Here is a 12,316-nt window from a genome sequence, read left to right as displayed (position 1 = left end):
TAAACTGTCCTACAGAGCGACGGATTTAATGGCACGTAGAATTTGTTCGCGAGTAAAGGGTTTAGTCAGGTAGGCATCAGCACCTTGTTTCATCCCCCAAAGGCGATCAATTTCCTGATTTTTAGATGAACAAATGACGATAGGAATCTTTTCCGTAACCGGATGAGTCTTCAACCTACGACATAGCTCAAAACCGCTCATCCCTGGCATAACCACATCCGTAACAATTACATCTGGCTTTTGCTCCAACACCTTATTCAGCGCTTCTTTAGCACCAATAGCATTGATAACGTTATAGCCACTTTCTCGAAGATAATGGCTCATTAATTCCAGTTCAGATAAAGTATCTTCTACAATCAAAATTGTACCCATCAACGTTGTACTCATCGTTCAGCTATCCTCATAAATTAACTCAAAAAAATCTATTCGTGATACTCCTGAACTAAGATAAGTGTTTAAACACCATCTTTAGTAATTCGGATTGGTTAAACGGTTTAGTCAAGTAGCCCGATGCCCGGACTAACTTCGCCTTAGCTCGGTCTAGAAACCCAGTATGACCCGTTACCATGATGATGGGAGTTGTCTTAAACAGCGAATGCTTCCGCAACAGAGAACATAATTCATAGCCATCTAAATTAGGCATTTCCACATCCAGCAAAATCAGGTCAGGCTTAATCCGGACAACCTGCATTAATGCCCTTACTGGGTCATTAATCATCACCACCGAGAAGCTTTTATCATCCAAAAAAGAATTAATCGCATTCAAGACCGTTGTACTATCATCAATACAAGCAATCGTGTAGGTAGTTTTCTTCTTGGCAGTAGTTTGAGTTGCACCCGCCGCGCCGCTCGTATTAGCCGATTTATTAGCTAAATTTTGGCTAGGTTTTTGAATTAACTCTAACTTAGCAGGAGTACTCGTTTGAGCCGAAGCATTAGCCGGAGTGCTAGACGCCGCATTAACGGATTCTGAAGACTGCTGGCGTCGCAATTGTTCGTGACAGCGTTCAACCAGTGTTCGTAGCTCAATGCGACAGAACTTAGGCAAATCCTCAAAATTATCTTGAGGAATTAATTGGTAAGTTCCTTCTCTAACCGGAAGCAGCGAACGAATGACTTCTTCCGCTAACTCTTCGATGAGAGTTGCGGCTTGGGCTGAGTTGAGATACTGTTGATTGACTAACCAGTTAATCGCTTGGTAATCCGGATTTTGACTCGACTGACTCTCTAAATCAGATTCAAATAGCAAGCGAACCTGAACCCGAACAGCACTGACAAGTGTCGGAATTTCACGAGAAAGCTGACGCAAATGGCGGTCAAGTCGCTCGAATGGATCAACTGAATCTGAAGCATAGATTAGTTTACCCTGTTCTAGATGGATTGACCAAGAAACAGATCCACTCGATATTTGTAAACAACCATTAGCCTGGCGACTAGATAATTGTGCTAATAACGAGAGCGGGTTTAGCCTTTGGGAAGATCTATAGCTAGCCATAGAAACGGTGTTCATGTGTATCTACCTGGGTCTCATCCAATCGTCGCAACTAGAATTGTTGACTCACGCCCTTACAAAGTACTTTCCTAAGCGAGAGAATCACGTTGCCACGAGAAAGATCATTTCAAGGTTAAGAAAGAGCTTCCGGTTGCCGAAAAATACTCTTCTTGAGCAGCAATAACCAACAATTCAGGCTTATTGAATCTTTTTGCATTTTTATCCCTGTTCCCTGGCAATCCGGGCAATGGAAAAGTTTTTCTCTTCAGGGAGTAGCTGCATCCTGGAATGAATGGGTGATAAAAAAATCGCACGCCATGGGAGCAGGCTTGACTCTTTTATTCTCTGGCTATAAAATTAGCTCACTAAGCACCAAAAAGCATTGGTCAGAGTGTCTATCAATAGTCCATAATAACATGGATATCTGCTGGCATTGTCACGCTTATAGAGGTTCACTTTATCTCAAATTAAAAGAGATAGAGGCTTACCTTAAAAGCGGGAATACATCCTCTGGTAACAAAAAAATCTCCAGTTAAGGGTAGATTTACCAATCCAGCACTTCTTATTCATTATCTTAACAGAATTTTATTATAAACAAGGTAAAGCGATGATAAAATAATCGAAAAATATATAAAGAAATTATGGAAAAACTCATTTATATCTACAGCGAGAATAATTAAAATATTGTCGAGGGTTAAGCTGGGTATTTTTTTTTGAGTAAAAACTCCAGATAATCGAGCCGTGGACACATAGCTTAGGACAAAGGAACTGTGGTATAGACGTTCCCTAGAAGTCTCTACTAAATTCTGATGTGTCCTAACCGATGCCAGTGGTTGCTATAAATATTAAACTATACTAAATATTTCTCGAATTGAATTTATTCAAGTGTTTTCAAAAGCCGTTGAATTTTGGGTTGCTGCTGCCGTTTTAATGATTCCGGAAAACTTAACTCCATAGCAATTCGGTAAGTCGGTGCATTAGTAACCTGTTCCAATCGCCCTCCAGTCGGCGTTGGCACCAATTCTTCGATCATTTCCACCTGAGCCAACAAACTCTGAGGCTGAGGGGCATTTTTCTCTTGACTCACCAGTAAACCAATCAGCGGTCGAGTTTGCTGCATGGTTTCCAGATTCAAAATATGGTGTTCATCGAATTCCAATCTTAAATCCTGAGTCCCGATTTCCATCACTCTAGCCGTATACGAATGACCTTCCCACCCATCCCAGTAAAGCTGCGCCACAGCCTGAACTTGTTTCCGTACTGTACTTTTAACACCCATCTTCTCCGCAATCGCCGGACGGAATTCCACAAAGACACGCTTAATCGAAGTCACAATAAACTTCAGGGATTCCCAAGGATTATCCTCCTCCACACGGCTTTGGGAAAACCACTCCTTCACATCCGAAAAAATCACCAACGTCAAATCATCAATTTGAGTACGGCTAAGACTGATAAAATCAACAAAAATCTTCGCCTGAAGTTTACTCGTCGCCATCGCCCGCAGTACCCGAGCATTCAGTAACACCCGCGCCCCGTAATCTCCCACCAACTCAATCTTGACTTCATCCGGAATATTGGGCCACTCATCCAGCAGAATCTGGGCACCGGTTTCACTCACATCAATCGTCTCACCCGTCCAACTGCTACCCCCACTATGAATAATCGCGGTCAACTTCCGTTGTAGACGGTGCGCCCGCCGAAGTTGGGGTTGCTCAAATGCCACCAGCACCGCTGCTAATAGCAAAAACAAATTAAAAATACACCACAACGCATTGATTAGAACTGCTTGAGTATCTTCTGGACTCAGAATCAGCCAAAACGGTAAAGTAAGCAAAGATGCCGAAGCGATCGCACTGACAATCACCAGATACCGCACCGACTCAAAATCAAAGCTGCGCTTCGTCACCGAAAGCCCTTTATCCGTCACATTAAACGACCCCAGTCCAGGATTCACGACAGCCAAAAGCGTAACAATCCCCGCCTGGAATGACATCGCAAACTCAAAAATCTCATTCCAGAACGAAAAACGCACATGCTTATAAGGAATATGATTCGTCTGCATCGACAAAATAATGTGAGGCAGCGCATAACATAGAGTTTCTAGCCCCAAACCTTTAACCGAATTAATCCCAAACAACAAAAACAGCGGCGGCGCCAGAGCATACATCATACGGGGATAGCCATAGAAAAAATGCGATGTAGCACTGAAATAACAAATCCGCTGAGGAATCGTCAAATTCAGTTTCGGGTTAATCAGCGGATTCTCCAAGCGCAGAATCTGAGCCATACCCCGCGCCCAACGCACTTGTTGACCCACATAAGCCGAAAACTTCTCCGGCGCTAAACCCGCGACCATAATCTTGTCATAATAGAACGACTTATACCCCAGCGAATGTAACCGGAATGCCGTGTGACAGTCCTCAGTCACCGTTTCTGTCGCAATCCCACCGATTTGCAGCGCATACTCTTTACGAATAACCGCCGCCGAACCACAAAAAAACGCCGCATTCCAAAAATCATTCCCCTTTTGCAGCACCTTATAAAACAACTCATTCCCCACCGGAATCTTACCCTTAGTTAACAAATTCCGCTCAAACGGGTCAGGGTTAAAGAACCAGTGAGGCGTCTGGACAAAAGCCACTTGGGGATCAAAAAAGAAGCCAACCGTATGCTTCAAAAATTGTTTGACGGGCATGTGGTCACAATCAAGAATTAACACCAAATCGCCCGTTGTCCGGCGAAACGCCGTATTAATATTCCCCGCTTTAGCATGGTCATTATTATCCCGCGTCAACATAATTGCGCCCAGTTCCTCACAGGTTTTGCGTAACTCAGCGCGACGGGCTTTATACTTTTCGGCTCTGCCATCATCTAAAACATACACCTTTTTTTTGTCCGCAGGATAATCAATAGCGAGAGCGCACAGCGTCGTTTTGCGAACAATTTCCACATCTTCGTTATACGTCGGAATATAAATATCAACCTTGGGCCATTGTTCTTCAGGATACAGGGAAAGGTCAACAGGTTGGCGGTCTTTAATTTTGAGCGTTTGAAAATAGGCAAGAACAAGAGTCAGAATAGCGTAAAGTTCCGCCACAAATAACAATAAACTGAATATGCCATTGAGCCAGTCATCCAGATTCAGGGTATAGTTAACGCGGTAATAGAGATAGCGCACCGTGGTGACTAGACTCAGTAACACTAAAAATAAGTGAATATACTCACTCTTTTTTTTAGTAGGCTTTTGTCCTTCCATCTGTAGGGCAAGACGACCCACCGCCAGCAGCAGGGCAGTAACCAAGGCTTGTTGCCAGATTGCCGGACGAGCCGTGATTAAGGGATGTAGCAATAACACCAGTGACCCAATTAGTAAGAGGATCTGATTGTTAGAAAGCCACTGAAAAAATTGGTCAAAGGCGTGCGGTAGGTGGTCTACCAACCAATGGGTTAATTGTTCACGCTTTTGTGGCGAAATCCAAAAGCGTGTACGACTGAGCTTGGACTTACTTTTTGAGGATGGACTCGTCATTGGGAGTTAGTCATTGGTCATTGGTTATGGGAAATTAGTTATTGGTTATTAATTAGTCATGGACAAACAACAAAGGACAAATGACAAATGACAAACCATCATTTCTCCTGACCAGCAACCCGCTTAAGATAGAGCTGGACAAGGGCATAAAGGATCAGCGTTGCTGCCACCAAAGCGGGTCCCAACAGGAACCAACTTGTACCCAACAGTCGGAGAACTCGGTTAGGCAGCGGCGTTTTTTCCACGCTTACAAGCGGTTGTTGCTTGAAAAAATCAAGGTTGTAAGCATTTGGACTATAAGCATCAGCGCCTTGTTCATTGGCACTAATCAGGACAGTATCATCCTGAATTTGGAAGAATAAAGGATCGTTTTTTAACAAATCCTGCACTTGTTCAAGACCTTTGTCCGTTTGAGCAGCAAGAGCCAGTAGCACCCGTTCGTCATTCCAAGGAGACATAATTTCCTTGACAACGCCATCATTATCAGGAGACGCCTGAATCTCGCTTTCATCTAACTGGCGCGTCAGGGTGTCCCTCAGTTCAAAGCCACCTGCTGTAAAAACCTCTGGGAAAGGAAAATCCTTTTCGATGCCAACCCCTACTAGATGGTATTCTTCACGTACCTCTTGTGGCAACATATCGGCAGTGTAAACCGTAAATTGAACCGATTCTGCCTTAGTCAATCGTCCCAATCTGGCACTAAATTCCAACGCCGTCATCACATCGCTGGGTGAGGGAGTCTTGGGCAGAACCATTGCCATCTGGGACAAATCCTGAGGTGCGGCAAAGGGATAACCCAAGGTGACCAGTTTTAGGTCAGGGAGTTGAACCGCCGTTGTCCGGTTCAGTTTAAAACTGGTATCGTTATGCAACGTACCCCAAAGCTGTTGGTCAGTAACCTTGCTACAGGAACGCCGTTCCCGCGCATCCAGACGGAAATCAACCTGGATTTTTGAGGTTGGTTTGATTCGGTCTCCCGGCAGGTCAATTTTCAGGGTCTCGCGAGTGCCACCATTGATAGACGTGAGCCGTTTGCCAATCAATGCGACATCATCGAGCTTCACTTCCACCAAGGACGTTTTGGCATTAATTTGCGGTCCATAGCTGTAAACCAGAGTCATGGAGTTCCCTGACTCAAACCGGTCATCGGGTAAAGCCCGAAAGTCAAATTCAATCGGTGGTGAATCAGAACCCCGAACCGTTATATCTTCAAAAGGCTGACCGCTGCGATTTGTCAGGTCAGACAGTTCAAATTCCTCTGCCAGGGGCAAATAACCGGGCCAATCACGGGGCGGCGGGGAAGGTACAGCATCTAGGTCTTTCACTAAAATCGTTTGACCTGTGCCAATCTTTTGGTCTTTGGACTGCACCAAAAACTGGATAGCTTTCTTCACCCCTGCTTCGCCATTACCCGTTGCCACTAGCACCGGGGCGACATCCTCTGGGGTAGTTGTCAGCATCAATACCCCAACATCAGGCGGTAACGCTTTCTCCTTTTCATCCAGAATTTGATTATCCTTGATTGGCATGGGCAACGCCAGGGACTTCAAGGCGCTTTGCTGTTCTGGAGTACCAATAACGACTAACTGCTCAGTTAACTTTACATCGTCAACCGTTTTCACCAGGCGAGTATTCAGGCGGCGGTAATCAGCAATCCGACCTAAAGACGCTTGGAAGCGACTGGTTGCCGTAAGCCACGCCTGGTCTACTTTAGACGGTAAAAGGTAAGTAATCTGATTGGGTTCTAAACTGAGTTCGTCAAAGATGGGGTAGGGATAGCGATTAAAGTCTAGGGCAATCGGTTGGGGTTCGTAGTCAAAGGTGATTTTAGAATCGGGTAGAATCTCTGTCCACAGGGAAGGGTCGTAGGGGTCTTGGGTACAAGTGGGAGAATTATTTTGTAGGGCAGCAATGGTAATTTGGTTATAGTTCTGGAGTTGTGATAGCGGCACATCAAATACCGCATTGCCAATTTCGCCCTCCTCTTGGCTGAGTGGAATACTGCCGATACTCGCCCCATTAATCATCACAGTCAGATTAGAGCGAGTCGCATAGAGAGCCGGGGAATGGCGATAGCGAATCAGAGCTTTGACAGATTTGAGCTTCCATTGGCGGGGACGGGTAAATCCTAGCCGTGCTTCGTCATAGATACCCCGCAAGCTGAAGCGAGAGCCGACGACTGGGCTACGGTTGAATTCTAAGACATAGGGGTCACCTTGGGGCGCTGCCTTAACCTGTGGCGCTTTAGGGGGCGGTGATGGTAGATCAAACTCTTGGCTGGAGCGTTCTTTCTTCTCATCAACCGCGCCTTCCCGATACGTCTCAGTCGAGGGGGTGATGGCAGGGGAAGCTGGGGCATTACTCTGAGCCTGAGCCAAGTGGTGGTCAAGGCAAGGGGAAACGTGAAGCCGAGTAATAACAGTAGATTAGATATTTTCGCTGGAAGCGGTTTATTGTTGTCGAAGGAATTTGGGTTGAGTAAAGCGACGATTGTGTCGGTGTGAATTTCGATTACTCAAAGGTAGATGGTAGGGTGCCTTACGAAGAAAGCGTTTCATTAGTTGGAGTCTTGAGTCTTGTGATAAAATGCCGCGTTATGAAATGCCACCCCGTTTTTCGCAATGTCCCTAGGCTAAATTCTCAGCCCACACTGTACCCGAAGGGTTAGTATGCGGTAGTTGACGCCGAGAGAGGACTTCAACTACTTGATACAGAACTTCTACAGGTCAATCCGGAGTTGGATTGACCGGAAATTTGGGTCTCAAGCCTCGTCCTGGAAGGACGACTTTTTAGGCTAAGATAATGAACTACCCAGACCTACTTCGTTGAGGTCTGGGTAGTTCATCATGTTCGCGAGAGTTTCGGTCATTCCAAAGCATCGGACAAAAGCTCAGATACCTCCCCCTGCAAATTCTGGCGATTATCGTCATAAATCATCAGAGTTTCCAGCTTGACATGGCGACTCAACCCCTGGACTTTGCGGACATCCCCCGTAACATCTAAAGCATGGGTAATACTGGAATGTCGGATGCGGTGAGGACTCATCTGTTTACTTATCCCTGCTTTTTTGCAATAAAGACAAACCAATTGCCGCAGTGCCTCACCCGTTAGGCGGTTGCCGCGTTTGTTATAACTCACTGCCACAAATAAAGGCGCCTTAGGGTCAACGCAATTTCTCTCATTTAACCAAGCCAGGATTGCTTGTGTCGTCGCTTCTGAGATACTAATAACCTGTCGTGAGGCTTGACCTTTACCCAGGATAGTCAGCGTCTTATTATTTGGCTCAAAGTCCTTAACATCAAGACTCACTACCTCACTACGCCTTAGCGCATTAGACCAGAGCAGGTGTAGGATAGCATAATCTCTCAATCCTTTTTTGGTCGAGCGATCGCACTCCATCAAAACCCGCTTAAACGCTTTGATATCAATGCCCGTAGTATCCCGATAGGCTCGATTTCTTTCCCCCTCAATATCTTCCAGGCTATAGTTACAGCGTCCTATCTTCCGGGCAAACTTAACCAAAGACTTAATCGCCGCCAATCGCCTATTGACGGTTGCTGGCATCAACCCCTGCTCTAACAGAAAAGCCTTATATTTAAGCACCAAAGACACAGCCGCAAACCTATCCAAGGATAAAAACTCAATGACAATCTGTGGTGTTGGTTCGGGGGTATTAGCTACTACAAAAAAGAAGTTTCTCAAGTCTTTTCCATAAGCCGCCCGTGTATGGGGAGATCGCTTATCTTGTAGTAGCATAAAGATTAAATCATCTTGGGATTGAGACAGCCAGGAATCATTAATCGATGTTGAAAGGGAACCGTCCATTACTGAGTTAAAAGGACTCGACAAAATTTTTTCAGAATTACTCTTTCCACAAGATGTTACGCTCATCAGGGTTTCCGTAAGAATTTAGTTACAGTTACTCTACCCGAAGGGTAAGACGTGAGGTCTTGCGGGGGGGAGCTGACGTTTTACTGACTTTTTACATTCAGACTATCAGATTTCATCACAACTATACCCAATTCGCCGCGTTTGACTTCACACTCTTGTTAGGCAGATGCACCCTGCCAGCCACGGCAGATGCACTCTGTAAAACCCTGAAAGCCCACATTATCGCTGATGTTTTAAAAAAAAGCGAAATGTGGGCTTCATTTTTCTATCATAAACACCAAAAAGCGCCCCCCCATTATGGGAGAGCGCTTTTTGAATTTTATTCAGTTGAGGTGACGCGATAATCGCATCTATTTACTTGCTCGTCGCGCCGCCTGCTTTCTTTTAATGATTAGCCGTTGATGCTAGGAGCAGTCAATGCGACCGGGGTGGTTTCACCAGCCGCCAAGTCTAAGGGGAAGTTGTGAGCGTTGCGCTCGTGCATAACTTCAAAACCTAAGTTGGCGCGGTTGAGTACGTCTGCCCAGGTGTTGACTACACGACCTTGGGAATCCAGGATTGACTGGTTAAAGTTGAATCCGTTGAGGTTGAAAGCCATGGTGCTGATACCCAGTGCTGTGAACCAGATACCAACCACGGGCCATGCACCTAAGAAGAAGTGCAGAGAACGGCTGTTGTTGAAGGAAGCATATTGGAAGATTAACCGACCAAAGTAGCCGTGAGCGGCAACGATGTTGTAGGTTTCTTCTTCTTGACCGAACTTGTAGCCGTAGTTCTGGGATTCAACTTCGGTGGTTTCACGTACCAGAGAGCTGGTGACCAAGGAACCGTGCATGGCGCTGAACAAGGCACCGCCGAATACGCCAGCCACACCGAGCATGTGGAAGGGGTGCATCAGGATGTTGTGCTCAGCTTGGAACACGAACATGAAGTTGAAGGTTCCAGAGATGCCCAGAGGCATTCCATCGGAGAATGAACCTTGACCGATGGGGTAGATGAGGAACACGGCGGTGGCTGCTGCTACAGGTGCGCTGTAAGCTACGCAGATCCAAGGACGCATACCTAAGCGGTAGGAGAGTTCCCACTCACGACCCATGTAGGCGAAGACGCCAATGAGGAAGTGGAAAGCTACCAACTGGTAAGGACCACCGTTGTAAAGCCACTCATCTAAGGAAGCAGCTTCCCAGATGGGATAGAAGTGCAAGCCGATGGCGTTGGAGGAAGGAACAACAGCACCAGAGATGATGTTGTTACCGTACAGTAAGCTTCCAGCAACAGGCTCGCGGATTCCATCGATGTCCACGGGGGGAGCGGCGATGAAGGCGATGATGAAGCAGGTGGTGGCGGTTAAGAGAGTGGGGATCATCAGTACACCAAACCAGCCTACATAGAGGCGGTTTTCGGTGGAGGTGACCCACTCGCAGAACCGATCCCACAAGGATGCGGATTCGCGACGTTGTAATGTAGTTGTCATGGTTCGGATGATTGCTTTCGACTTGTTAAGTCAAATGAATGATTATGTTTACTACTTTACAGATAACGTTAAGGTTTGTAAAGGAAATGAGGATTAGCGTTCCTGACTGTAGTGATAAATTTTGCTTATAATTCAGGCGATCGCTCTCTTGTCTTTGAAGAGTGGCGATCGCCTGTAATATTCTCCCTGTAAGGAATAACGGATCAGTTCTACCAGTTGGTTACTGATCTCAAACTGGGTGTGACACCTCAGCGTCCTAAAAGCGATTATGAGAGTAGTAGATGTACCTTTAGGACGCTTAGAGAGAGTTGCATGAGAGAGTGGCTCTCTTATTTCTTTTTCAGATTTTTATTACTCTAATGTAGCAATTTTTGTATAAGAACCTGCTACAAGCCCCAGCTATCCGATGGCTGGGGTTATTTAGAGATGTGCCATGTCACGTCTCTACAACGTCGCGAAACTTAGTAAGAAGCTAGGACGGGAGATTGGCGCTGGAATAGGCATCCATCCGATAAGCTGGGGTGCGCTCGGTGTAGTCAATCTCAGTCCCTGTAATGGATTGGGCTAACTGCTCAAATGATTCAGAACGCCAGTTGCGATCGTGAATCGGCTTTCTTTGCTCTCCTCGGAAGTAAGCGAGGGTTCCTAAAACTGCTGCTGCAACCCAGCCGATAATAAATAGTGCGATTAATATAGTCATTGGGTTTATCTCCTTGAGTTAAAGTTTTGTCTGTTGTGTTGAGGTATTTAGCTGACAGCTAATGCGGTTAACATTAATGCGCTAACTAATAATGTGGCGATTCCTCCCTGTAACAGATAGTTACGCTGTTGTTCCACACTGGGGTAATCAGCGAAATACATTTGAGGTTCGCTGGCGTAGTTGTTGAGAATTCCTCTTTCGTCGCGGGTATACATAACTGGTTCCTGACTTGTGTAACGTTTTGTTACTCCTAACGTAACGAATTGTTACAAATATCGACTGTGACTTGACTTTTTTATTTTTGTGATGTTAATCAACACCGTCCTGTGATGACGCAGATGAACTCCAGAGATTACGTATCGCCTGGTGATTGCGATGCTTTTTTGGGTAATGGGTAGGTGAGTCAATTTGTCAAGATTACTGTGATAGGAATTTTTGGCACGAGAAAGAGTAATGGCGTGGCACTGCACGGGGCGTGAAGGGCGCACGTCGGGAATGGGCTGAGGGAGTTCCGGTTAGGAGTGAGCGGGTATCCCTGGGGGCGATCGCCTCTGGGAGGTTGTAGCGGTTGATGAGTTTCGGTTGGAGGAACAAACTCAACCGGAGTTTGAGGCTGACCCGGTTGTATTTATTAACCACTGTGCTTTGAAAGGAGAAGAGTTACCGGAGCGATCGCGTTGGGTGCGGATTGGAACGCATCCTACAAACTATTAGAAATGCCGTACAGATAGGTTTTTGGCTGACATTGACGGATTCTTGTTAAACCTTTACACAACTGTCAGCTTTATTCACGGCTGCTTCACCACAAATCCCCGTAAATCAGGTTAGGCTTCAGAAATAGTTCCATCAATAAAGAAGCTCCGGGGACTCAAGTCACTCATCCCCAAAGCCTTGAAATAATCGACATGAAATTCAATCTTGCTTCTTATTGTAGCTGGACTCCCAAAACAATTACTCCCATGGATGTGACAGTTCACTATACGGCACAATGAGAGACAATTAATGAAACAAAATCTATTATTTTCATCAAAATTTTACACAAAATTCAGTTTTCTTTACTGTAAGTTTACCACAAAAGATGAATAGCCAGTTACCTTGAGAATAAGAACTAAGCTTCCGCTAGAGAAAATACAAGTCACTATTACTAGTTCAATCTTCTCCAAAATAAGAGTATCGACATGAAATTCAATTTAGCTCAAACATCAACAAAACTCTGACCTTGGCTACCGC

9 protein-coding genes are annotated in these 12,316 nt (G+C 45.5%); 1 reads left to right on the top strand and 8 read right to left on the bottom strand.

Translation table 11 applies throughout. The features are described 5' to 3' along the window. Window positions 1-9: 9 nt before the first annotated feature. The 8 genes from MC7420_RS33690 to psb34 all read right to left on the bottom strand — a co-directional run bounded on the left by MC7420_RS33690 (window position 10) and on the right by psb34 (window position 11,301). Complete coding sequence (locus tag MC7420_RS33690) at window positions 10-387, bottom strand: response regulator (protein WP_006106355.1); 378 nt, start codon at window positions 385-387, stop codon at window positions 10-12. 55 nt (window positions 388-442) lie between these two features. Further along, window positions 443-1,510, bottom strand: a complete 1,068-nt coding sequence (locus MC7420_RS33685; RefSeq protein ID WP_006106386.1) for a response regulator — start codon at window positions 1,508-1,510, stop codon at window positions 443-445. An 859-nt stretch (window positions 1,511-2,369) separates the two neighbouring features. Further along, window positions 2,370-5,021: a glycosyltransferase gene (locus tag MC7420_RS33680; protein WP_006106382.1), complete on the bottom strand. Its 2,652-nt coding sequence runs from the start codon at window positions 5,019-5,021 to the stop codon at window positions 2,370-2,372. Between the two features lie 98 nt (window positions 5,022-5,119). Then, window positions 5,120-7,399 carry a cellulose biosynthesis cyclic di-GMP-binding regulatory protein BcsB gene (locus MC7420_RS33675; RefSeq protein ID WP_006106343.1) on the bottom strand — a complete coding sequence of 760 codons (2,280 nt, stop codon included), beginning with the start codon at window positions 7,397-7,399 and terminating at the stop codon, window positions 5,120-5,122. A 487-nt stretch (window positions 7,400-7,886) separates the two neighbouring features. After that, complete coding sequence (locus MC7420_RS33670; RefSeq protein WP_232231846.1) at window positions 7,887-8,912, bottom strand: tyrosine-type recombinase/integrase; 1,026 nt, start codon at window positions 8,910-8,912, stop codon at window positions 7,887-7,889. 391 nt (window positions 8,913-9,303) lie between these two features. After that, the gene (gene psbA, locus MC7420_RS33660) at window positions 9,304-10,386 is read right to left on the bottom strand and encodes a photosystem II q(b) protein (protein WP_044211237.1); all 1,083 of its coding nucleotides are present in this window, start codon (window positions 10,384-10,386) and stop codon (window positions 9,304-9,306) included. Window positions 10,387-10,858: 472 nt separating this feature from the next. Then, window positions 10,859-11,086 carry a photosystem II protein, Psb35-related gene (locus MC7420_RS33655; protein ID WP_006106387.1) on the bottom strand — a complete coding sequence of 76 codons (228 nt, stop codon included), beginning with the start codon at window positions 11,084-11,086 and terminating at the stop codon, window positions 10,859-10,861. 47 nt (window positions 11,087-11,133) lie between these two features. Continuing rightward, window positions 11,134-11,301: a photosystem II assembly protein Psb34 gene (gene psb34, locus MC7420_RS40975; RefSeq protein ID WP_006106364.1), complete on the bottom strand. Its 168-nt coding sequence runs from the start codon at window positions 11,299-11,301 to the stop codon at window positions 11,134-11,136. Between the two features lie 367 nt (window positions 11,302-11,668). Between psb34 and MC7420_RS43675 the strand changes: the two genes are divergently transcribed. Continuing rightward, window positions 11,669-11,800 carry a hypothetical protein gene (locus tag MC7420_RS43675; RefSeq protein WP_006106348.1) on the top strand — a complete coding sequence of 44 codons (132 nt, stop codon included), beginning with the start codon at window positions 11,669-11,671 and terminating at the stop codon, window positions 11,798-11,800. Window positions 11,801-12,316: the final 516 nt, after the last annotated feature.

The organism is Coleofasciculus chthonoplastes PCC 7420, assembly GCF_000155555.1.
In the GTDB taxonomy this organism is placed as follows: domain Bacteria; phylum Cyanobacteriota; class Cyanobacteriia; order Cyanobacteriales; family Coleofasciculaceae; genus Coleofasciculus; species Coleofasciculus chthonoplastes_A.
The sequence above is the reverse complement of the archived record's forward strand: the minus strand, read 5'-3'. Positions and strand labels throughout refer to the sequence as shown.

Excerpts from the sequence above, each read along its gene's own strand:
- MC7420_RS33655 (WP_006106387.1), bottom strand. The coding sequence starts at position 11,086 with ATGACTATATTAATCGCACTATTTATTATCGGCTGGGTTGCAGCAGCA.
- MC7420_RS33685 (WP_006106386.1), bottom strand. The coding sequence starts at position 1,510 with ATGAACACCGTTTCTATGGCTAGCTATAGATCTTCCCAAAGGCTAAAC.
- MC7420_RS33680 (WP_006106382.1), bottom strand. The coding sequence starts at position 5,021 with ATGACGAGTCCATCCTCAAAAAGTAAGTCCAAGCTCAGTCGTACACGC.
- psbA (WP_044211237.1), bottom strand. The coding sequence starts at position 10,386 with ATGACAACTACATTACAACGTCGCGAATCCGCATCCTTGTGGGATCGG.
- MC7420_RS33690 (WP_006106355.1), bottom strand. The coding sequence starts at position 387 with ATGAGTACAACGTTGATGGGTACAATTTTGATTGTAGAAGATACTTTA.
- MC7420_RS33670 (WP_232231846.1), bottom strand. The coding sequence starts at position 8,912 with ATGAGCGTAACATCTTGTGGAAAGAGTAATTCTGAAAAAATTTTGTCG.
- psb34 (WP_006106364.1), bottom strand. The coding sequence starts at position 11,301 with ATGTATACCCGCGACGAAAGAGGAATTCTCAACAACTACGCCAGCGAA.